Below are 21359 nucleotides of genomic sequence, written 5' to 3'. Positions count from 1 at the left end.
GCACCCTGGGACCTTAGATCCTATGCCCTTGTCAAGGTGCTTCCGCTGTTCTTATCGATGATGTAAAAATTCAAGTAAATCATATTTATCTAATGCGTTAATTACGGTAGATTTTTTAATCCAGCCTTTTTTAGCAGCCGAAACCCCGATTTCCATATGCTTTAATGTATCCAATTGATGAGCATCCGTGTTAATCAGGATTTTAACTCCATTTTCTTGGGCCTTTCGTAAATAATCTGCAGCTAAATCGAGACGGTTAGGGTTCGCATTTAATTCTAAGGCCGTATTCGTCTCTTTTGCTAGTTGGATCAATAAGTCAATATCGACGTCATAGCCTTCCCGGCGGCCAATCTTTCTGCCGGTTGGATGAGCGATTAAATCAACATGCGCATTTTCAAGTGCAGTCTTTAGCCGATCCATAATCTTTTCCCTTGGCTGGCTGAACGCCGAATGAATTGAGGCAATAACGAAATCCATTTCCGCTAATAACTCATCATCATAGTCAAGAGTACCATCTGGTAAAATATCCATCTCTATACCCGATAGGATGAGAATATCATCGTATTGTTGATTTAGTTTTTTAATTTCTTCTTTTTGCCGTAACAATCTCTCACGAGTAAGACCATTTGCCACCTTTAAATACTGAGAGTGGTCGGTGATAGCCAAGTATTGATAGCCTCTAGCCCGACAGGCTTCAACCATTTCCTCTATTGTATGAGCCCCGTCACTCCAGGTGGTATGCATATGCAAATCGCCTTTAATATCTTCCAGCTCAATTAATTCTTCAGACGCCGAGAATTGCTCTACCTCTTTTCCATCCTCGCGAATTTCCGGCGGAATAAACGGTAAATCAAAATGCTTGAAAAATTCCTCTTCCGATAAAAAGGTAAGAACTTCTCCTGTCTCTACGTTTTCAACGCCATATTCACTAATTTTTTCTCCGCGTTCTTTTGCCAGCTGCCGCATTCGGACATTATGGTCCTTGGAGCCGGTAAAATGATGGAGTGTGGTGATAAACTCTTCTGGTTTCACGAGGCGGAAGTCAACAGAAACGTCGTAATCAAGCTCTAAAACTACAGAGACCTTTGTATCCCCTGCACCAATCACTTCTTTAATTCGCGGCAGATTCAACAGTTGTGCGCGGACCTCTTCCGGTTGGTTTGTCGCAATAATAAAATCAAGATCTTTAATGGTTTCTCGCATTCTTCTCAAGCTTCCCGCTCTAGAAAAACGAATGATATCCTGCATTTCTGCCAGGTTTGCTTCAATTTGTTCGGCAATCGGAAGCATGTATGCCAGCGGAAGCCGCTCGGGCCTTGTTCCTACATTGGCAATGGCACTTAAGATTTTCTCTTCCGTTTTCTTGCCAAATCCAGCAAGAGCCTGCACCTGACCAGCAAGGCACGCCTCTTTTAAAGTGCCAACATCTACAATCCCAAGCTCCTTATAGAGCTTGGCTATTTTCTTTCCACCAAGGCCTGGGAGCTGCAGCAAAGGGATTAAGCCAGCAGGAACTTCTTCCTTCAGCTCATTTAGAACTGTAGACTCCCCCGCAGTCATGTACTCATCCATGACTGCCGCAGTACCTTTGCCAATCCCAGAAATACTGGTAAAGTCTTCAATTTCTGCTAATACGCGTTCATCTGTTTCTAGCGCGTTTGCTGCTTTGCGGAAGGCAGAAACTTTAAATGGGTTTTCACCCTTTAATTCCATATAAATCGCAATGGTTTCTAATAACCGAATTAATTCCTTTTTAGTCATTTCCATTATTAACACCTGCCCTACTTAGCATTATCATTTTATCCTATTTTTTGCAAGAATTAGAAAAACTCCTCTGCTACAGAGAAGTTCAAGCAGTTGTATATTCAATCCACAAGCTTTTGATTTGCTGTGAAAGGATAGGGGTGTGATTCACGATTGCTTTTGCCAAAGCGGAGTGATCCAATGCATCCTGAATAAAAGCGATTGGAATTAACGCTCCAATATATAATAAAATAAAGATAACTAAATAGACTTCACAAAAACCTAATATGCCGCCAGCTAATATATTCAGCTGTTTTAAAACCGGCAAATGAGCAATAAAATCAAGCATGGAGCCGATAATTTGAAATAGGATTTTTACAGCAAAAAAGATAATTACAAAGGCAATGGCCCTGTAAAAAGCACTCTCCATATCGGTTGAACCTGTTAAAATCTTTAAAGCCGGAGCATCACCGAAGTTTGGATAGGGAATCCATAAAATGAGTTTTGTGGAAAGTTCTTCATAGTAGGAAGTGGCGGCGACATATGCAATAATAAATCCTAGTAGATGAACAAGCTGGAGAATGAAACCCCTTTTCAGTCCAACAAAGAATCCCATAATAAGTAAAATAATAATGGCTAAACTTAACATATTTTTTAGTCCTTTTCTTTTTGTATTTCTGCTTGCAGCCGCTCTAACTGCTCTTTCATTTTAATATAATCATTGACTGCATTTACCGCAGTAAGAACAGCTAGTTTATTTACGTCTAGAGTTGGATTCTTATAACTAATTTCGCGCATTTTGTCGTCAACTAACGATGCCACAAGCCGTACATGACTTGGACTTTCCGTACCCATTATGACGTATTGCTGGCCGTATATAGCAACGGTTGTTTTGTGTTTTTGTATATTTGACAACGTAAAGCCTCCATTCCAGAATCCTACTCTATACTATAACACGAACGTACATAAGTCGAAAAGTCAAACAAATCGAAAATGAAGGACTAGATTTTAATTCAAAACAAATTTTATAGAAATGTGGTGTCTAAGTGGGAAATGTGGTTCTTAATTTAGAAATGACGAAGATTAATGAAATGAAAAACTATTATGCCAAGCAGCTTTTAGATAAAAATATTCCTGGAAGTGTGTTTGCTGCCAAAACAGCGGCCTGTATGATTACGGCCTATAAATCCGGAAAAGTGCTGTTTCAAGGAAATAATGGTGAATCAGAGGCTGCGAAATGGGGCAGCAGTACTGCTGGTGTTCCAAGTAAAAAGCCTTCTGCTGCAACTGGGAAGACAGTGGCAAAAGGCGATCTTCCTCCAGGGATTGGAGGGATGTCAGCCATCGGTTCAGACGAAGTAGGCACGGGGGACTTTTTCGGACCTATTACGGTTGTAGCGGCCTATGTCAGAAAAGAGGATATACCGTTATTAAAAGAATTAGGCGTACGCGATTCGAAAGATTTGAATGATGAAAAAATAATATCAATTGCCAAAGTCATCAAGGATGTGGTTCCGTTTAGCTTAATGACCTTGAAAAATGAAAAGTATAATCAGGTACAGCGTTCAGGTATGTCCCAAGGAAAAATGAAAGCACTGCTCCATAATCAGGCGATTTTAAAGGTGTTGGAGAAGATTTCCCCTGTGAAACCGGAGGCCATTTTGATTGACCAATTTGTCCAGCCTAGTACTTATTTTCAGTATCTAAAAGGACAGAAGGCGATCGCTAATAAAGATGTCTATTTTAGTACGAAAGCAGAAGGAATTCATCTTGCCGTTGCTGCGGCTAGTATCCTGGCACGTTATGCGTTCATTCAGTATATTGATAAGCTTAGTGAGGCGGCAGGCTTTAAGATTCCTAAAGGGGCCGGGGCACAGGTGGATGTGGCAGCGGCCAAACTGATTTTGAGTAAAGGACGGGAAAGTCTTCCTTCCTTTGTCAAACTTCACTTTGCCAACACCGACAAGGCGATGGCGATTGTAAATAAAAAACGGAACTAAGTCGTTAAGGTATGTATCGGTGAATAGGGTAATAGTAAATGGTAATTGGAGGGGTCCTGAGTGGCAAATAAACTAAGTTTATCGGAAATCGATCAAGCTTTAGCAGGATTACCAGGATGGAAGTTAGATGGTAAATTCATCGTTAAAAAATATCGTTTTCGGGAGTTTTTGAGTGGGGTTGCGTTTGTGAACAAAATTGCCCAGTTGTCCGAAGAGAAAAATCATCACCCTTTTATTGCCATTGATTATAAATTAGTGACGCTCCGGCTTACCTCGTGGAATGCCGGGGGACTGACGGATTTGGATATGGCATTGGCGAAGGTTTATGATGAAATTTATGAGAAAATCTAATAAAAAGGGGTTGTTCAAGCGATGATTGGCGCTGGAACAACCTCTTTTTTATTTTCTTAGAAAAATTAGTGAGGAGATATTTTTATCGGCGGTTTTGAATAGGATATCGGCGGTTTTCGGAAGTTTATCGGCGGTTTTCGCAGACTTATCGGCGAAAATTGAATTTACCAAGGAATGGTCTTGGGAGAATATGACCTCCCCTTATTCACACCGGATGAAATAATGTTTGCCGATTGTAAAAATCTTTTTGCTGTATAGGGTGATGTTATATGGCAAAAATCCCGAAATTGTTCATTCGTGATTTTTAAATCAATTAACAAAAAATAGTCCATTAGAGCATATATGTGAGCGTCTTTTGAATACTTATTACAGGCTGGACAGAACCATTTTGAATTTTTTCTTTCGAGTGGGAGATTATTGCAGTGTGGACAGAAAACACCAGTAAATAAATCAGATTTATTTATCCCGTATTTTCGTAAAACATAGTTTGTAGGCACTGTATTCATTTTCATAAGAAGGCGGCATAGTTTTCGAAGATCCTTAGCATCGAGAACAGGGGTAGTAAATTGATTTTCAAAGAAGTGGATTTTATTTAAAAACACATCTGCTTTACATACACGAGGCTTTACTTTGTGAGCATTTTTTCCTGTGACGACATATATAGCGTTCTTGTTGCTGATTACTACAATGTATTCAATAGGAATAGGGGGGAATTTATGGGATGCCAAAAGTTTTCTTAAATATTTTTGGTGTCTTTCAGCTTGGGCGATTGGATAGGGGTACCCTTTTTCTTTTTCATTATTAATCTGTATAAACTGCTCATTTTCGGTATCAAATATTAACTTACCAGCCATATTTTTCACTTCAATCATTAAGGCATATTCTCGTGTTATGAGGATGGTGTCGTTTTGACAGTTGTAATCCCCATCAGGTAGATTTAAATCGTGTAGGATCATATATTGATCACTTGGTAAGTACCTAAGATAATAGTCAAACGCCACTTCACCTTGGTAACCAGCACGCCTTTTTCCAAGTTCCTCTTGTATATCATGATAATTAGGATTGTTCTTGGGTAGACGTCGACAAAGTGCCTCTAAAATTAGAATATTTAGTGGAATTTCCCTCTTTTTTATAAGCAAAAATTGTTCACTCCTTTCATTTTAAATTATTAATTCTAAATGAATCCTTGAAAATCCTGTAGAATTTTAACGAAATTTGTAAGACATTTTTATATCGGCGGTTTTAGAAAGTTTATCGGCTATTTTCGCGGATTTATCGGCGGTTTTGAATACCATATCGGCGGTTTTCGGAAGTTTATCGGCGAAAATGAAATTCTCCCAGAAAATATAAAAAAGCTAGCTTGAATCGGTTAGAAAATAACCGTTCAAGCTAACTTTTTGAGTTTACCCTCTAAGCACAGCCCCAGCCTTTTCTCTCAAGGCATCAAGCACACGCTCATGAACCTTTGTTACCTCTTCATCCGTCAAAGTACGTTCAGGATCCAAATACTTTAATGAGAATGCAATCGACTTCTTGCCTTCCTCCATTTTATCGCCCTCATACAAATCAAACACTTCTGCTTCCTTGAGAAGTGGCGCACCTGTTGTTAGAATAATATCCTTTAAGGTGCCTGACACCGTTTCTCTGTTTACCACAAGGGCAATGTCTCTTGTGATGGTTGGGAAGCGCGGGATGCTGTTGTATTGTAATGGTGCTGTTTCTTCTTGTAGAACTGATTGTAAAGAAAGTTCGAATACATAGGTATCTTTTAGATCAAGTTCTTTTTGAACAGTCGGGTGTACTTGGCCAACAAAGCCGACCTTAGCGCCATCTAAGCGGATTTCAGCTGTACGGCCAGGGTGCATGCCCTCTCCTTGCGCCTGAACGAATTCAACCCGATTTTCTAGGCCAAGCTTTGCAAACATCCCTTCTAAAATCCCTTTCACAACGAAGAAGTCAACAGCCTTCTTCTCGCCTTGCCATGAATGGCTGTGCCACAAGCCCGTTACTGCACCTGCTAAATGTTCATTCTCAACTGGCAGCGTTTCTTCCCCGTTTGATAAGAAGACAGCGCCAGTTTCATAAACAGCTAGACTGTCGTTTTGACGAGCACTATTATATTTTAATACTTCCAATAATTGAGGCATGATGCTTAAACGAAGTACGCTTCTTTCCTCACTCATTGGCATTGCCAAACGAATTGGTTCACGTTTTTCAAGGGCAAATTGCGCAGCTTTTTCGACACTCGTTAACGAGTACGTCACGGCCTGATACAATCCTGCACCCTCTAGGTACTGACGAACCACACGACGTTTCTTTTGATATGCAGACAACTTGCCTGGAGTGGTCGAACCAATAGGCAAGGTTTTAGGAATATCATCATAGCCAAATAGACGGGCAACTTCTTCCACTAAATCCTCTTCAATTTTAATATCTCCGCGGCGAGTTGGTGCCGTAACCGTAATGGTATCCTGTTCGATACTAACAGGGAATTGCAAACGATCAAAAATTTCTTTTACGTCATTCATTTGAAGCTCCGTGCCAAGGACACGATTAATTTTCTCAATGGTAATCGATACAACTGCAGGTTCAACAGTTAGAGTATCTACCTCTGAAGTCCCTTCAAGCACTTCACCGCCAGCATATTTCGCCATTAAGTAAGCAGCACGTTCGCCGGCTGCACGAACACGGTTAGGATCGACGCCTTTTTCGAAACGTGCGCTTGCTTCACTTCTTAACCCATGGTCTTTTGATGCTTTACGGACAGTCTGACCGTTGAAATAAGCTGCTTCTAAAAGAACCGTTGTTGTATCTGAAGTTACCTCCGAATTTGCGCCGCCCATAACTCCAGCAAGAGCAACTGGTTCTTTTCCATTAGTAATAACAAGGTGGTCCGCAGTTAATGTGCGTTCCGCATCATCAAGGGTCACAAACTTTTCGCCATCTACCGCACGTCGGACAAGGATTTCCTTTGAGCCGAGACGATCATAATCAAACGCATGTAACGGCTGGCCATATTCTAGCAAAATATAGTTTGTAATATCAACCACGTTATTGTGCGGACGAATTCCTGCATTCATTAAGCGGGTTTGCATCCATAATGGTGATGGCCCGATTTTTACATTCTTAATGATTTTGGCAGCATACAGGGGACTATCCTCTTCGGCTTCAACCGTAATCTTTACGTAGTCAGATGCCTTTTCCGTAATTGGTTCAAGTGCCGTTTCAGGAAGCTTAACGTCTCTGCCGAGAATGGCCGCCACTTCATAGGCAACACCTAACATACTAAGGCAGTCAGAACGGTTTGGGGTTAAGCTTAGCTCTAACACTTCATCGTCACGACCAAGCTGCGCTAACGCATCAACGCCAACTTCCGTTTCTGCGGGGAAAACAAAGATGCCCTCGGAATATTCTTTTGGAACAATTTTCCCTTCCATGCCAAGCTCAGTAAGAGAACAAATCATTCCGTTTGACTCTTCGCCACGAAGCTTAGCCTTTTTAATTTTAAAATTGCCTGGAAGTACTGCTCCCACTGTAGCAACGGCTACCTTTTGGCCTTGTGCCACATTTGGTGCCCCGCAAATAATTTGAACTGGTTGTTCTGCACCGATATCTACCAGACATTTGCTTAATTTATCGGCATTTGGGTGCTGTTCACGTTCGAGGACATGACCTATAACAACACCTTTTATTCCTTCGTTAAGGACCTCAACACCTTCAACTTCGATCCCGCTTTTTGTAATTTTTTCAGCAAGTTCAACTGCTGTTACACCGGTTAAATCAATATAATCCTGCAGCCATTTATATGATACGAACATGTCGCCAACCTCCTATTATCCATCTTCAGCACCTAGGGGCTGAAGCATTTAGTTTTACTCGTGTTTTGAAAACTGCTTTAAGAATCGTACATCGTTTGTATAGAAATGACGGATATCATCGACACCGTATTTCAACATGGCAATCCGCTCAGGTCCCATTCCAAATGCGAATCCAGTGTATTTCTTAGAATCGTATCCAGCCATTTCAAGCACGTTTGGATGAACCATCCCTGCACCTAAAATCTCAATCCAGCCTGTTTTCTTACATACATTACAGCCATGGCCGCCACAGATTTTACAAGAAATATCCATCTCAACTGAAGGCTCTGTGAATGGAAAGAAACTTGGTCTTAGACGGATTTCGCGATCTTCACCAAACATTTTTTTCGCAAAAACTTCCAAAGTTCCCTTAAGGTCACTCATACGGATGTTTTCACCGACCACTAACCCTTCTATTTGCATGAATTGATGGGAGTGTGTCGCATCATCATTATCGCGGCGGTAAACCTTACCAGGGCAGATAATTTTAATCGGCCCTTTGCCTTCATGCTTTTCCATTGTCCGTGCTTGGACTGGTGAGGTATGGGTGCGAAGAAGGATTTCTTCTGTGATATAGAAGGAATCCTGCATATCACGGGCCGGGTGGCCTTTTGGTAAATTAAGAGCTTCGAAATTATAATAATCCTGCTCTACCTCAGGACCTTCAGCTACTTGATAGCCCATGCCGATAAAAAGGTCTTCAATCTCTTCGATGATTCTTGTTAGTGGATGATGATTTCCAACCTTGATTGGGCTGCCTGGCAGGGTGACATCGATGCTTTCAGAAGCTAATTTTTCTAGAACGGCAGCTTCTTCTAATCCTTTTTGTTTGGCCTCGATTTTAGCGGCAATCGTTTCACGCACTTCATTGACAAGTGCTCCCATTACTGGACGCTCTTCAGCTGAAAGCTTTCCCATTCCGCGTAATACTTCTGTAATTGGTCCCTTTTTACCCAGGTAAGCAACACGGATGTCATTTAATTCTTTTAAGCTGGATGACTGTTCAACTTTTTGAAGAGCCTCTTCCTGCAATTCCTTTAAACGTTCTTGCATATCATCTATTCCTCCTCAATGGTAATTGGTCTTTTTAGGGTAGTAACAATTCCGTGGGCTGCGACAGTAACTCCGCCAACCTTTGGATTTTTTCCGCGAACTTTGATGGGAATTCCGCCATAATGTGAGATATTTCCATCAAATTAAAAAACAAAAAAACCCCATCCCTGGAAAGGGACGAGGTTTTAATATTCGCGGTACCACCCTTGTAAACACCTTATGTAAAAAACACATTGTGTTCGCTTCATTCGAATAACGGCATGTGCCGGTACACCTTTACACCTTTAAATAGTGGTCCTGGTGCCAACTCAGGAGGTGAACTTCTCTAATCTAGAACCATAAAAGTGCTTGCAGTCACGGCACTTTCTCCCTAAATGGTCAATAACTAGGTACTTTTCTCCGTCATCGTTTTTAACTTTTTTCAATTGTTCATTATTATATAACGTTTTTCAGCAAAAGGTCAAACCTATTCCGACTATTTTTTTAAATAATAGAGCAGAATTCCTGTCGCAACCGCTACATTTAACGATTCACTTTTTCCGAAAATCGGAATATAAAGATTTGTGGTTGTACTTGAGAGAAGATCCTTTGCTACACCATTCCCTTCATTGCCAACAATAAGGGCAAACGAATCCTGGCTGGAAATATCGGTGTAGGCTGAAGCACCTTCTAGTGCTGTACCATAAACCGGTACGTTTTTATCTTGAAGCTTTTCGATCCATTCATGAAGGTCACCTCTAATGATTGGCAAGTGAAAATGACTTCCTTGGGCTGATCTTAACACCTTTGAATTATAGATATCGACACTGCCGTGTCCGACAATAACTGCGTCAATTCCTGCTGCGTCCGCAGTACGAATCATTGTTCCAAGATTCCCAGGATCCTGGACAGCATCAATTAATAAGAATGTCTTTCCCGCCTGGGCCAAGGTTTCACCTATCTTGCTTGGTACACGGCAAATAGCGTAAATTCCTTGAGGAGCTTCGGTTTCAGTTAACAATTTAGATATTTCATCTGTAACGAGAGTGACTGGTGTAGAACTTACATCCCAGCGCGGCGGCAGACCTACCTGATCCGAAACGATAATTTCTAATATCTGCTCACCTTGCTTGAGTGCTTCCTCTACTAAATGAAAACCCTCTATTATAAACGACTCGGATTTATCCCGCTCTTTTTTTGTTAAAAGTTTTCTCCATTGTTTTACTTTAGGATTATTGACAGATTCTATAAATTTCAAAACAGTTCTCCTTTATCTAACTCAGATGATTTTCTCATTATATCCTAAAAATATTACATAATAAAACCAAAAACTAGAAAACATAATATTGAATGATGGTTAACAAAAGGAGGGTACTTACATGAACTTAAACCTAAGAAATGCGATTCTTCACAATGTTTCCGGGAACACACAAGATCAATTACAAGATACAATCGTCGATGCCATTCAAAGTGGCGAGGAAAAGATGCTTCCGGGACTTGGGGTATTATTTGAAGTGATTTGGCAAAATTCATCTGAAGAAGAGAAGAAAGAAATGCTTGAAACCCTTGAAAAAGGCGTGAAGTAATTCACCGGCTGCCAACTTGGCGGCTTTTTTTTATTCCTAAAAAACCTCGGCTAGAGACTAACCGAGGGTCTTCTCATTTTATTCAAATGTAATCTTATCAACCGTTTCACGGTCTAGTCGCTTAATAACCTCAACAATCAACTTAACAGCATTTTCGTAATCATCACGATGAAGCATCGCTGCATGGGAATGAATATAACGAGTCGCAATCGTGATCGCAAGCGCAGGTACACCCTTATGAGTCAAATGGATTGAACCGGCATCTGTACCGCCGCCAGGGATGGATTCAAATTGATAGGGAATATTTAACTCATCGGCTGTATCCGTAACAAAGTCACGCAAACCTTTATGTGCCACCATAGAAGCATCATAAACCACGACCTGCGGGCCTTTGCCCATTTTGCTCATTGCTTCTCTTTCCGAAATCCCAGGCGTATCTCCGGCAATACCCACGTCCACGGCAAAACCGATATCCGGTTCAATTTTGTAAGTAGCTGTTTTCGCACCGCGTAAGCCAACCTCTTCTTGAACATTCCCAACGCCATAAACCACGTTTGGATGCTCAACGCCTTTCAGCTGTCTTAACACATCAATCGCAATCGCACAACCAATTCGGTTATCCCATGCCTTTGCCAATAACATTTTTTCATTGTTCATTACGGTAAATTCAAAATATGGAACAACCATGTCTCCTGGACGAACGCCCCACTCCTGTGCTTCTTCGCGGCTGGATGCCCCAATATCAATGAACATATCTTTAATTTCAATTGGTTTCTTGCGGGCTTCTGCTGATAAGATATGTGGAGGTTTAGAGCCAATAATACCTGTTACCTCACCTTGCCTTGTTACAATTGTGACACGTTGGGCCAGCATAACCTGTCCCCACCAGCCGCCTACTGTTTGAAAACGAAGGAAGCCTTTGTCGTCGATTTGTGTAATCATAAAGCCTACTTCATCCAAATGGCCGGCTACCATAATTTTGGGGCCGCCCTCTTTCCCGACTTTTTTGGCAATTAAACTGCCAAGTCCATCAGTTGTGATCTCATCTGCATATGGAGCTATATATTGTTTCATTACTTCACGGACTTCACGTTCATTGCCGGGAATACCTTTGGCATCGGTTAAGTCCTTCAACATTGTTAATGTTTCGTCTAGTTTCGCCATGTTTAAGCCCCCTAATAGGTATGTACGACCTTATTATACAAAATGAATCCGTCAAGCTACAAATTTTCGGTTCAAAAAATGGACGGCAGGGCCTATTTTGGGCTAACTGCCTTACTCCCGAGCATGCCAAGCGATTAAAGTGGCTTATGGTCTAAATCGACATTCAATAAAAATTCTAATCATTTAATCCCTTTCCATTGAAAATTTGCTGTATATATTTTTCAATCCTCGTTACTCGAGTTTTGGATTGTTTGGGTTGAGCAAAATAAAGAAGGTATGCTCTTTGTCGTCCCGGAGTTAATGATTCAAAAGCAGTTTTCAAGGCAGGGGTTTGATCGAATTTAGTTTGAAGTTCTTCAGGAATTATGTATTCAGAGTTCTTTTTTAAATCCACTTTCAAACCTGCTTTTTCAACTTCAACGGCTTCATAAATATAATCTTTCAAGATGGTTTCCATTGCAACTATTTCTTGTACATTGGTGAACCGAATCTGGCGCGCCGCCTGTACATTCTCCGTTTGTTGGATTAAAATCCCACGGGCATCCTTTAACAATACACCTTTGGGAAACAGAAGTGCACAATATTCTTTAAATCCATGTATTAAAACGATGTTTTTTTCCTCAAACGTGTAACAAGGATGCATCCACTTAAATTCTTCGGTCAGTTCACAGTCAAGAACGATATTTCTCAACTTCTCATATTCTTCCTTCCACTGTTTAGCTTTACTTAAAAATTCATCAACCTTAGGATTCATTCTACTCTCCGTCATCAAGGAACACCTTCCTTTCATTCTTACTGCCACGAAACAAATTTCTTTATAGACTAAGTTCTTAGCTTAGGGGTTGGTATTGGTCCCTGATGAACCAAAACCACCAATTCCCCTTTCAGAACTTGTTAATTCATCTACTTCAATAACATCAACTTTAGCAATCGGAGCAATTACCATCTGAGCAATTTTCATTTTCTTTTTTACTACAAAATCCTTTTTTCCGTGATTAATTAGTATAATCTTAATTTCTCCTCGATAGCCTTCATCAATAGTGCCTGGACTATTTAAAACAGTAATTGAATGATTTAATGCCAAACCACTTCTTGGTCTAATCTGAGCTTCCGTCCATTTTGGCAATTCCATCTGAATACCTGTTTGTATTAGTGCGGATTCTCCTGCTTTTATGACTTTCTCTTCTACTGAGAATAAATCATACCCTGCATCACCTTCATAGGCCCGATTTGGCAATAGAGCATCTTCATGAATTAATTTAACTTTAATACTGTATGTCATCATTATCCTCCTATCGCTTAAATCTATGTAAATGGTTATCTTACTCTTAAAGTTATATTAAATCATAAAATTAGTGAAACTTCTGTTTTTCTTAACCGTATTAAAAGTAATACAGTGTAGTGTAGGGGGCATAACCATGGTTTGGTTGCTGCGTTTCATCTTGTTGTTGTTACTTTTCCTTATCGTTTACTTGGTATTCAAATCTTTTTTCAACTCATCCCGAAAACTTGAAACGGCTCGTAAACATAAACGTTTTTTTCTTCTGGATGATGAAGATATTAGAAAGAATTTCTTCGTAACGTATAAAGGTGCTGTGTTTGTTGGCGAAAAATATATAGGTGCCGAGGATAACGGCTTTAATGTGTTAACAGTCTTCATTTGGCCCGACAATACCTCCTCGCTAACAGGACTCATAAAAGAAGACTTCACTTATCTAACTGAAAAAATACTTCAGAAATATCCAAATGCCGAAATTCACTGGAAAAGTCCTGTGAAGGAATTTTTACAGACTAGCCGCGGATAATGCGGCTTCTAAATGATTATTTTTAAAAAGATGATCATCTCTAGGATGGCAAGAATAGGAAACCCAAGCTTAAAGGCTGTATGTTTTGTTTTATGACGGTAAAGCTGCATGCCTGCAGTGGTCCCAATTGCCCCTCCAAAAATGGCCACGATCCATAGTGTCCTCTCACTAATTCGATATTCATGCCTTTTGGCGCGCTTTTTATCTTCTCCCATAATCAACAGCCCGATTAAGTTCATGACAATTACAGCGATAATCAATAGTTTCATTTCCATTTCCCCTTTTATAGAAAAAGCCATCCTCATGATGAGAATGGCTTTTTCGCAATAAGAAAGTATCAGTTCTTTGAACTTTGATTACTTTCCAGCTCCAGCTCCCAGCGACTAGTGTACTGGACCTCTCCTCCCTACGATAAGTCAACATCGAATCGCTTTCGCTCTTCGTGTTTCCTTTATCTCAGTCGGCTCGGCACCAGTCCATACGTCGCTAAACGGTCGCTTTCGCTTTACTTGTTGTATTGTTGTTTAGCTGTGTTTGCTAATTCAGCAAATGCATTTGCATCGCTAATTGCAAGTTCAGAAAGCATTTTGCGGTTTACTTCGATACCAGCAAGCTTTAAGCCATGCATTAAACGGCTGTAAGAAAGACCGTTGATACGAGCTGCAGCATTGATACGAGTAATCCAAAGCTTACGGAAATCACGCTTAACCTGACGACGGTCACGGAAAGCATATTGTAATGATTTCATAACCTGTTGGTTAGCAACTTTATATAATGTATGTTTTGAACCGTAATAACCTTTAGCTAATTTAAGAACTCTTTTACGACGTTTGCGAGTAACAGTACCGCCTTTTACACGTGGCATGTAATTTCCCTCCTATAAATCAATCACTTATATTATTTTACGTAAGTTAGTAGATGACGAATGCGTTTGAAATCGCCTTTTGAAACAAGACCTGATTTGCGAAGCTTGCGCTTAGCTTTTGTAGATTTGTTAGCGAATAAGTGGCTTGTATAAGCATGGTCACGCTTTAGTTGACCAGAACCAGTTTTCTTGAAACGCTTTGCAGCGCCGCGGTGAGTTTTCATTTTTGGCATTGTGATAGTCCTCCTTATTACTTATCGTTTTTAGGTGCTAAAACTAGGAACATGCTGCGTCCATCCATTTTTGGATGTGATTCAATTGTCGCAACTTCCTTGCACGCTTCGGAAAAACGGTCTAACACACGTTGACCGATTTCTTTATGGGTAATTGCCCGGCCCTTAAAACGGATTGACGCTTTTACCTTGTCGCCTTTTTCCAAAAATTTAATGGCATTACGAAGCTTTGTATTAAAGTCATGTTCATCTATCGTTGGGCTTAGACGAACTTCTTTAGTAGTAATAATCTTTTGATTCTTACGTGCTTCTTTTTCTTTCTTTTGATTCTCGAATTTGAATTTGCCATAGTCCATAATTCGGGCTACCGGAGGCTTTGCATTTGGTGCCACAAGTACCAAATCAAGGTTTACTCTTCCGGCGATCTCCAATGCTTCAAATTTGGTCTTAATTCCCAATTGTTCGCCATTCTGGTCAATTAAACGAACTTCTCGTGCACGGATGCCCTCATTCAACAACATGTCTTTGCTAATAATTAGCCACCTCCAAGGTTTTATCAAGAATACAACTTCTGGGGTATAAGAATAAGATCACCTTATAGTTTGACACCCTAGTTGGATCGACAGGTATGAAATACTTTTATAAGTGCTATTTCTTAAGTACACGTACACAAACAAAAAAGTGCGGATGCATACACCCACACTTTACGAAACATAAGTAAATAAACAAAAAGTTCACGTAAAACCTGCCAACTGCTCTTCTAGCGTCAATCAGGTGAGAAGCGGGTGCTTCTTCTTTTCCCAAAGAAAGTATTCAATTAATTACCTTAGTAACTATAACATAGCAAAGATTACTTGTCAAACAAACTATTTTCTTTGACAACGAAATTTATTGTAGCAAGAAACCAGAAATTATTCAACATTTTTTTTAGAGAACATGGAGATTTCACCAAAAAAAGAGAGGATTACCCTCTCTTTTTGAAAATCAACCACGTTTTACTTCTGCTTGAAGTGCAGCAAGGAAATCAACAAAAGCGATAGTTTCTGATTTTTGCTCTCCATATTTCCGGACGTTGACAGCATTGTCTTCCACTTCTTTGTCGCCAACCACTAGCATATATGGAATTTTCAGCATTTGCGCTTCACGGATTTTATAACCGATTTTTTCATCGCGGCCATCTAATTCCACTCGTAATCCTTCATTTTGCAGCTGTTCCTGAACCTGTTTCGCATATTCATAATGAGCGTCAGGTGAAACCGGAATCACTTGCACCTGTACAGGAGCAAGCCATGTAGGGAATGCACCTTTATATTCTTCGATTAAGTAGGCAACAAAGCGTTCCATTGTCGATACGACCCCGCGGTGGATAACGACAGGACGATGCTGCTTGCCATCTTCCCCGACATAATTTAAATCAAATCGTTCTGGAAGTAAGAAGTCTAACTGAACAGTTGATAATGTTTCATCTTTACCTAATGCAGTTCTTACTTGAACGTCAAGCTTAGGACCATAGAAGGCTGCTTCTCCTTCAGCTTCAAAATAATCAAGGCCCAGGTCATCCATTGCTTCCTTCAACATGCTTTGCGCTTTTTCCCACATCGCGTCGTCATCAAAATATTTTTCTGTATCTTGAGGATCGCGATATGAAAGACGGAATGAATAATCATTAATATTAAAATCTTTATAAACATCAAGAATTAAGTTCACTACCCGTTTGAACTCATCTTTAATTTGATCTGGACGAACAAAAATGTGCGCATCATTTAAAGTCATCCCACGGACACGCTGTAATCCTGCTAATGCCCCAGACATTTCATAACGATGCATCAATCCAAGTTCGGCAATCCGAATCGGAAGCTCGCGGTAGCTGTGCATACTGTTTTTGTATACCATCATATGATGCGGGCAGTTCATTGGGCGGAGCACCAATTGCTCATTATCCATGTCCATGATTGGGAACATGTCTTCCTGATAATGATCCCAGTGACCGGAAGTTTTATATAAATCAACACTTCCCATAATCGGAGTGTACACGTGATCGTAACCAAGGCGCTGCTCTTTATCAACGATGTAGCGTTCGATTACACGGCGAATAGTTGCTCCCTTAGGAAGCCATAACGGCAATCCTTGACCAACTAATTGATTGCTTGTGAAAAGACTTAATTCTTTCCCGATTTTACGGTGGTCACGCTCTTTCGCTTCTTCTAATAAACGAAGATGCTCTTTTAAGTCTTCCTTCTTGAAAAAGGCAGTACCATAAACGCGCTGAAGCATTTTATTATCGCTATTGCCGCGCCAATAGGCACCCGCAATACTTAACAATTTAAACTCTTTGATTTTTCCAGTAGAAGGAACATGTACCCCACGGCAAAGGTCGAAAAATTCACCCTGCTCATAGATTGTTACAGTTTCTTCGTCAGGAATTGCTTCGATTAGTTCAAGCTTGTAAGGATCTCCCGCTTCTTTAAAAAGCTGTACCGCTTCAGGACGGCTTACTTCCTTACGAACGATTTCAAGATTTTCATTGACGATTTTCGCCATTTCCTTTTCAATCTTTGGTAAATCCTCTGGTGTTAAGGATACATCCAGGTCCATGTCATAATAGAAGCCGCCTTCTATAACAGGCCCAACACCTAAATTGACATCAGGATATAGTCTTCTCACCGCTTGTGCCATTAGATGGGCTGTACTGTGGCGCAAAACCTCTAACGCCTCATTCGATTCTGGTACAACGATTTCTATAGAACCGTCTTCTAATATTGGACGGCGAAGATCAACCATTTGTCCGTTCCATTTGCCCGCGATTGCCTTTTTCTTTAGGCCTGGGCTGATGGAAGCGGCAATATCTTCTGTTGTTGTTCCTTTAGGAAACTCCTTTACTGCCCCATCAGGAAACGAAATCTTAACAACATCTGACATATTAACTCCTCCTTAATTGAAATGCGGAAGCGCCTTGCCCGAGGGCTGAAGCTGGACATCCCATTGTAAAAAAATAAAAAAACCCGTCCCTGGAAAAGGGACGAGTTTTGATTAACACGTGGTTCCACCCAATTTTTCATTCTTAATAAATACATCAAAAATGACTTTGGTCAGGTAACGGCTGTAGACCGTCGACAATTACTAATTTCTAAAAAAGAAAAATTCACTGTCGAAGTTTAAAGGTGGTAAGTATTTATTCCGTGTTAGAAGACTTTCAGCCGGTGATCTTCCTCTCTAAGAACCGTAAAGAAATACTGTTGTCCTTATCATTACTTTTACTTCAATATTTGCTATGTACGTTATTATAATCATTTACTTTTGAAAAAGCAAGGTACATAAAACTAAATATTGACATTATTTATGATTTTATGCATGATTTTCTGAGGATTCTTGGTCAGAGGTCCACTTTTTCAAACTTCTCAGGGCGGTGAAACTTTTAATTGTTACCCGTTCTTCAAAAATATTTTTTATCGTTCTCACTAGCGGCTCATCTGGGTCATTTGTATATAGAAAAATAGACGTAGGAGCAATCGATAGAAGTGGTGCGATGGATACAGAATCAACATAAACCGGGTGGTTAACTAATAATTTCCGATCAATCATTTTCGTTAGTTCAGCCCGTTTTATTTCTTCCAGATTCTCATTATAAAAAGTGATTTCCTCATCAAATAATACATGCAGCGTTGACATTTTCGGCTCCCGCTTAAACAAAAATTCCCGGAGCATTTGAATAAACATTTGATATTCTTGCTCCATCTTGTATTCATCAATGGCGAGTTCTACATATTCTTCGAGCATTTGAAGGTATGGCCGCAAGCGAAATTTAAGCAAGGAATCAAACGAGAAAGAAACATTTTCTTGAAAGATATGATCAATTGCCTCTTCAATAAAAGACGTATCTTTTTTGGTTTCCTTTAAAAAAACGGCAAGGTCCTCTCTTTGACCTTCAAGGATAGAATAAATAATCTCCATAATCTGCTGCTGTTCTTCTTCATCATGAAAGAAATAGTGATTTTTAATAATATCTAAAAACCAGTCATCACGCTTCATCGTAGTAATAAAATCATAAAAGGCTGTTTTCACCTTATTAACTAGTTCATTTGAAAAATTCCCATCTAACACTTGTACTATATGTCGATCTTCTATTAGAAGAATAATTTTTTCTTCAGAATTGAATGGTAAATACGTTAGCAAGTGGTTATAAAACCGGTTCGCATCTATCTTGCTTTGGAAGATGATTTCCGTCAACCAAATCCCCCCTTTTTAGAAAAATCTCTGTTTAATATATATGGGGGACTTGACCAAAATAGAAGTATGGACGCCTTAGAATTGTTATTTAAATAAAAAAAGGACCGCCGGAAATTTATAGGCAGTCCTTCATGCTAAAATTATCTTCTATTCGGCCCATCTACTAAAACAGGTTCACTCAAGGTACGGATTCTTTCCATAATTCTGCGGGCCTTCATTTTCTCTTCCTCGCCGCGCTGGCTATAGGTTAAATGATGCTCAAGTCCTTTTAAATCAAAGTTTGACGTAAAAAAGGTGGGAAGACTTTCGAGCATCCGGAACTGAAGAATCGGTCCAAGAACCTCATCCCTTGTCCAACTGGAGACAGCCTCTGCACCAATATCATCGAGCATTAAAATCGGTTCTTTTTTCAAAGCCTCAATTTTTTCGTTTAAGGTGGAGTCGGCAATTGAACTTTTCATTTCACGTAATAACTCCGGAACATAAACAATCATAGATGAAATTTGTTTTTTAGCCAGCTTGTTCGCAATTGCGCCAAGTAAATACGATTTCCCAACACCAAATTCGCCATATAAATATAAACCTTTTGCCTGCTTCCCTTGTTCATAGTTTAAAATAAACGAAAGTGATCTTTGGATGGCATCAATTCGATTATTATCATGTTCAAAGTCCTCAAACGTGGCATTCAAGATGTCTTTGGGAACATATAAACTTTTAATTAACTTTTCATTTTTTCTTTTTTCATCATCCATAATTTTTCTTGGACATCGTTCATATCTTACATCGATTGAATTCCTTACTAAGACCAACTCGGGCTGGTATCCCTTCATCATATTAATACAGCCATTAAGACTTTCACACTTATGACATTCTAGGCTTTGATTAATATACTCGTAAAGCTTATTTAAGCCCTTTTCGATAGTATCCTTGGTCAATTCATTTTCATGTTCCCTAATAAATGATTTAACTGCTGGATGCGACAGCGTTTCTTGGCGCATTTTTTCATACCGTTTTTGAAAATTTTCACTTGAGGCTATCCGTTTTAGCGTTCGGTTAATCTTTTCCATATGTCACCTCTTAATCATCGATTGCTTTTAACATTTCTTCAATTTCGCGTTTTTTAGCCTCTAAATCAGGATTTTTTTCTTTTGGACCTTCTGCCGTTTCTTTTTTTGGATCTTTATCAAACCAATCAGGCAAAAGCTCTGTCCTAATATGTTTTTTATTAGATGTTCTTCTGTTTTTCTTCTCTTCATCCCAAGAGAGATACTTACTATGTTCATTTCTCGCTAATTCCATGGCCTCTTTGACGGTTTTAACTTCCTTCCGCGCCCAATGGCTGGCAATTTGCTCGACATAATTCTTAGTAAATTTTGAGTCTGCTTTTAACAGGACATATTGAATGAGAACATTCACAACACCAGGCAGCAGTTTCTTCTTGGACATTACATCTTCAATAATTTTCAATTCCGTATCAGAGGGTTCGATTCCGTGTGAAGCGTCTCTAAATACCTTAATAGGTGATGTGGTTTCCAATGAACGGACTAACCTTTCTTCTTTCGTCTTTGGCTCGTCCATTTGAACACGGTATCTTGGCGGCTGTGTCCGTTCCACCAAGCTCGGATACTGCTCATTATTTTCAAATTGATACCAGTTCCGTGCTGCTTTTCTTAAATCTTCGAGATCAATTTCATTATTTGGATTAATGGCATCTAGAACTAAATTTTTCATTTCAATCGGATTTATATTATATAGGAATGACAGATTACTAATAACTTCCTTCACTTTTTTCGTTAATGCCTTTTTAGGTACAAGTGATTCATTTAAGCCGGCCATTAGCAGACCAAAATCGAAAGAATCGACATCAATTTGAATCCCTTGCTGTTCCTGGCGGCTTATAAATTGTTCATCGTCCTCCGCTTTTAATTCCCCAGAAACCTCTTGTATATATTGCATGCTCCCAAGTGTGGCCGAGGCAAACACATCTTGGAATGCCTTAGTTACATTCTGATATTCATTTTCCTTTGGTTTTTGTTGATCAGTAAAAAATCGTTTCAAACGGGAAAAATGGTTCTTCCCTATTTTTCGGAACAAATAGATGTTCAACATTCCATCTAAAAAGAACTGCTCCGGATTTAAAGGCGGCTGGAGTTCATAAATGAAGGAACGCTCTTCATCTATTGTCTTCACATAGGTTTTGATTAACCCGATTCCCTCTAGCTTTAACCTAGCTTCGTAAATATCCTTTAAATTCATTCCCATAAGATTCATTAAAAGATGGTGTGTGGATGATTCAGACCAAAGGCGATTTTCCTCAAGTTCCGCCCAGAGTGTCATGTACAAGCTTAAACAAGTTGACCCAATCAGCGGCTGATATAAAAACGTCAGCACTTTACGGTCATATTCATGCAGCAGCCCGCCGGCAGCTACTATATAACGGTCGATAGGAAGAATTTCCTGCCAATGCTGCGCCATATCAATTCAACCCTTCCCCTG

22 protein-coding genes and 3 other annotated features are annotated in these 21359 nt (G+C 39.8%); of the genes, 4 read left to right on the top strand and 18 right to left on the bottom strand.

What is annotated here, in order from left to right; all coding sequences use genetic code 11:
* Positions 1-51: 51 nt before the first annotated feature.
* The 3 genes from polX to zapA all read right to left on the bottom strand — a co-directional run bounded on the left by polX (position 52) and on the right by zapA (position 2658).
* The gene (gene polX, locus ACZ9EE_RS23240; RefSeq protein WP_476030966.1) at positions 52-1767 is read right to left on the bottom strand and encodes a DNA polymerase/3'-5' exonuclease PolX; all 1716 of its coding nucleotides are present in this window, start codon (positions 1765-1767) and stop codon (positions 52-54) included.
* An 82-nt stretch (positions 1768-1849) separates the two neighbouring features.
* Positions 1850-2392: a CvpA family protein gene (locus ACZ9EE_RS23235; protein WP_476030964.1), complete on the bottom strand. Its 543-nt coding sequence runs from the start codon at positions 2390-2392 to the stop codon at positions 1850-1852.
* A 5-nt stretch (positions 2393-2397) separates the two neighbouring features.
* Positions 2398-2658: a cell division protein ZapA gene (zapA, locus tag ACZ9EE_RS23230; protein WP_476030962.1), complete on the bottom strand. Its 261-nt coding sequence runs from the start codon at positions 2656-2658 to the stop codon at positions 2398-2400.
* A 131-nt stretch (positions 2659-2789) separates the two neighbouring features.
* Here zapA and rnhC point away from each other — a divergent pair, with 131 nt between their 5' ends.
* Together rnhC and ACZ9EE_RS23220 are read left to right on the top strand one after the other, a co-directional pair.
* The gene (gene rnhC, locus ACZ9EE_RS23225) at positions 2790-3743 is read left to right on the top strand and encodes a ribonuclease HIII (protein WP_476030960.1); all 954 of its coding nucleotides are present in this window, start codon (positions 2790-2792) and stop codon (positions 3741-3743) included.
* Positions 3744-3803: 60 nt separating this feature from the next.
* Positions 3804-4094, top strand: a complete 291-nt coding sequence (locus tag ACZ9EE_RS23220; RefSeq protein ID WP_476030958.1) for a 4a-hydroxytetrahydrobiopterin dehydratase — start codon at positions 3804-3806, stop codon at positions 4092-4094.
* Positions 4095-4258: 164 nt separating this feature from the next.
* Here ACZ9EE_RS23220 and ACZ9EE_RS23215 read toward each other — a convergent pair whose 3' ends face one another.
* The 4 genes from ACZ9EE_RS23215 to ACZ9EE_RS23200 all read right to left on the bottom strand — a co-directional run bounded on the left by ACZ9EE_RS23215 (position 4259) and on the right by ACZ9EE_RS23200 (position 10241).
* On the bottom strand, positions 4259-5233 hold the full coding sequence (locus ACZ9EE_RS23215; RefSeq protein ID WP_476030956.1) for a nuclease-related domain-containing protein: 975 nt from the start codon (positions 5231-5233) through the stop codon (positions 4259-4261).
* 264 nt (positions 5234-5497) lie between these two features.
* On the bottom strand, positions 5498-7912 hold the full coding sequence (gene pheT / locus ACZ9EE_RS23210) for a phenylalanine--tRNA ligase subunit beta (protein WP_476030954.1): 2415 nt from the start codon (positions 7910-7912) through the stop codon (positions 5498-5500).
* A gap of 54 nt (positions 7913-7966) precedes the next feature.
* Positions 7967-9004 (bottom strand): phenylalanine--tRNA ligase subunit alpha, encoded by a 1038-nt coding sequence (gene pheS / locus ACZ9EE_RS23205; RefSeq protein WP_476030952.1) that lies wholly within the window; start codon positions 9002-9004, stop codon positions 7967-7969.
* Positions 9005-9174: 170 nt separating this feature from the next.
* Positions 9175-9419: a binding site (T-box leader), on the bottom strand.
* A gap of 60 nt (positions 9420-9479) precedes the next feature.
* Complete coding sequence (locus ACZ9EE_RS23200) at positions 9480-10241, bottom strand: TrmH family RNA methyltransferase (RefSeq protein WP_476030950.1); 762 nt, start codon at positions 10239-10241, stop codon at positions 9480-9482.
* A 121-nt stretch (positions 10242-10362) separates the two neighbouring features.
* On the opposite strand from ACZ9EE_RS23200, the gene sspI reads away from it, so the two are divergent.
* The gene (sspI, locus tag ACZ9EE_RS23195) at positions 10363-10569 is read left to right on the top strand and encodes a small acid-soluble spore protein SspI (RefSeq protein WP_476030948.1); all 207 of its coding nucleotides are present in this window, start codon (positions 10363-10365) and stop codon (positions 10567-10569) included.
* A gap of 78 nt (positions 10570-10647) precedes the next feature.
* Here the strand turns inward: sspI and ACZ9EE_RS23190 are convergent, their stop codons facing one another.
* From ACZ9EE_RS23190 to dut, 3 genes are all read right to left on the bottom strand, one after another.
* The gene (locus ACZ9EE_RS23190; RefSeq protein WP_476030946.1) at positions 10648-11733 is read right to left on the bottom strand and encodes a M42 family metallopeptidase; all 1086 of its coding nucleotides are present in this window, start codon (positions 11731-11733) and stop codon (positions 10648-10650) included.
* 175 nt (positions 11734-11908) lie between these two features.
* On the bottom strand, positions 11909-12502 hold the full coding sequence (locus ACZ9EE_RS23185; RefSeq protein ID WP_476030944.1) for a YdeI/OmpD-associated family protein: 594 nt from the start codon (positions 12500-12502) through the stop codon (positions 11909-11911).
* Positions 12503-12568: 66 nt separating this feature from the next.
* Entirely contained in the window at positions 12569-13015 is a 447-nt protein-coding gene (dut, locus tag ACZ9EE_RS23180; RefSeq protein ID WP_476030942.1) for a dUTP diphosphatase, read from the bottom strand.
* Between the two features lie 136 nt (positions 13016-13151).
* Between dut and ACZ9EE_RS23175 the strand changes: the two genes are divergently transcribed.
* Positions 13152-13538, top strand: a complete 387-nt coding sequence (locus ACZ9EE_RS23175) for a sigma-w pathway protein ysdB (protein ID WP_476030940.1) — start codon at positions 13152-13154, stop codon at positions 13536-13538.
* An 8-nt stretch (positions 13539-13546) separates the two neighbouring features.
* Here ACZ9EE_RS23175 and ACZ9EE_RS23170 read toward each other — a convergent pair whose 3' ends face one another.
* The 8 genes from ACZ9EE_RS23170 to ACZ9EE_RS23135 all read right to left on the bottom strand — a co-directional run bounded on the left by ACZ9EE_RS23170 (position 13547) and on the right by ACZ9EE_RS23135 (position 21338).
* Positions 13547-13807 (bottom strand): DUF1294 domain-containing protein, encoded by a 261-nt coding sequence (locus ACZ9EE_RS23170; RefSeq protein WP_476030938.1) that lies wholly within the window; start codon positions 13805-13807, stop codon positions 13547-13549.
* A gap of 236 nt (positions 13808-14043) precedes the next feature.
* Positions 14044-14403: a 50S ribosomal protein L20 gene (gene rplT / locus ACZ9EE_RS23165; RefSeq protein ID WP_215044035.1), complete on the bottom strand. Its 360-nt coding sequence runs from the start codon at positions 14401-14403 to the stop codon at positions 14044-14046.
* Between the two features lie 32 nt (positions 14404-14435).
* On the bottom strand, positions 14436-14636 hold the full coding sequence (gene rpmI / locus ACZ9EE_RS23160) for a 50S ribosomal protein L35 (RefSeq protein ID WP_215044037.1): 201 nt from the start codon (positions 14634-14636) through the stop codon (positions 14436-14438).
* Positions 14637-14653: 17 nt separating this feature from the next.
* On the bottom strand, positions 14654-15172 hold the full coding sequence (gene infC / locus ACZ9EE_RS23155; RefSeq protein WP_176541431.1) for a translation initiation factor IF-3: 519 nt from the start codon (positions 15170-15172) through the stop codon (positions 14654-14656).
* A 133-nt stretch (positions 15173-15305) separates the two neighbouring features.
* Positions 15306-15439 (bottom strand) — a sequence feature (ribosomal protein L20 leader region).
* Between the two features lie 181 nt (positions 15440-15620).
* Complete coding sequence (gene thrS / locus ACZ9EE_RS23150) at positions 15621-17555, bottom strand: threonine--tRNA ligase (protein ID WP_476030935.1); 1935 nt, start codon at positions 17553-17555, stop codon at positions 15621-15623.
* Positions 17556-17648: 93 nt separating this feature from the next.
* Positions 17649-17894: a binding site (T-box leader), on the bottom strand.
* 87 nt (positions 17895-17981) lie between these two features.
* On the bottom strand, positions 17982-18863 hold the full coding sequence (gene ytxC, locus ACZ9EE_RS23145) for a putative sporulation protein YtxC (protein ID WP_476030933.1): 882 nt from the start codon (positions 18861-18863) through the stop codon (positions 17982-17984).
* A 140-nt stretch (positions 18864-19003) separates the two neighbouring features.
* Positions 19004-19930 (bottom strand): primosomal protein DnaI, encoded by a 927-nt coding sequence (dnaI, locus tag ACZ9EE_RS23140; protein WP_476030931.1) that lies wholly within the window; start codon positions 19928-19930, stop codon positions 19004-19006.
* Between the two features lie 10 nt (positions 19931-19940).
* Positions 19941-21338 (bottom strand): replication initiation and membrane attachment family protein, encoded by a 1398-nt coding sequence (locus tag ACZ9EE_RS23135; RefSeq protein WP_476030928.1) that lies wholly within the window; start codon positions 21336-21338, stop codon positions 19941-19943.
* Positions 21339-21359: the final 21 nt, after the last annotated feature.

The sequence above is a fragment of the Bacillus sp. URHA0034 genome (assembly GCF_056280405.1).
Note: the sequence above shows the minus strand (reverse complement) of the source record. Positions and strands in the feature narration are given on the sequence as shown.

Coding starts and splice junctions, on each gene's coding strand:
- polX (WP_476030966.1), bottom strand. CDS start 1,767: ATGGAAATGACTAAAAAGGAATTAATTCGGTTATTAGAAACCATTGCG.
- ACZ9EE_RS23235 (WP_476030964.1), bottom strand. CDS start 2,392: ATGTTAAGTTTAGCCATTATTATTTTACTTATTATGGGATTCTTTGTT.
- pheT (WP_476030954.1), bottom strand. CDS start 7,912: ATGTTCGTATCATATAAATGGCTGCAGGATTATATTGATTTAACCGGT.
- pheS (WP_476030952.1), bottom strand. CDS start 9,004: ATGCAAGAACGTTTAAAGGAATTGCAGGAAGAGGCTCTTCAAAAAGTT.
- sspI (WP_476030948.1), top strand. CDS start 10,363: ATGAACTTAAACCTAAGAAATGCGATTCTTCACAATGTTTCCGGGAAC.
- ACZ9EE_RS23190 (WP_476030946.1), bottom strand. CDS start 11,733: ATGGCGAAACTAGACGAAACATTAACAATGTTGAAGGACTTAACCGAT.
- ACZ9EE_RS23185 (WP_476030944.1), bottom strand. CDS start 12,502: ATGACGGAGAGTAGAATGAATCCTAAGGTTGATGAATTTTTAAGTAAA.
- dut (WP_476030942.1), bottom strand. CDS start 13,015: ATGACATACAGTATTAAAGTTAAATTAATTCATGAAGATGCTCTATTG.
- ACZ9EE_RS23175 (WP_476030940.1), top strand. CDS start 13,152: ATGGTTTGGTTGCTGCGTTTCATCTTGTTGTTGTTACTTTTCCTTATC.
- ACZ9EE_RS23170 (WP_476030938.1), bottom strand. CDS start 13,807: ATGAAACTATTGATTATCGCTGTAATTGTCATGAACTTAATCGGGCTG.
- rplT (WP_215044035.1), bottom strand. CDS start 14,403: ATGCCACGTGTAAAAGGCGGTACTGTTACTCGCAAACGTCGTAAAAGA.
- rpmI (WP_215044037.1), bottom strand. CDS start 14,636: ATGCCAAAAATGAAAACTCACCGCGGCGCTGCAAAGCGTTTCAAGAAA.
- thrS (WP_476030935.1), bottom strand. CDS start 17,555: ATGTCAGATGTTGTTAAGATTTCGTTTCCTGATGGGGCAGTAAAGGAG.
- dnaI (WP_476030931.1), bottom strand. CDS start 19,930: ATGGAAAAGATTAACCGAACGCTAAAACGGATAGCCTCAAGTGAAAAT.
- ACZ9EE_RS23135 (WP_476030928.1), bottom strand. CDS start 21,338: ATGGCGCAGCATTGGCAGGAAATTCTTCCTATCGACCGTTATATAGTA.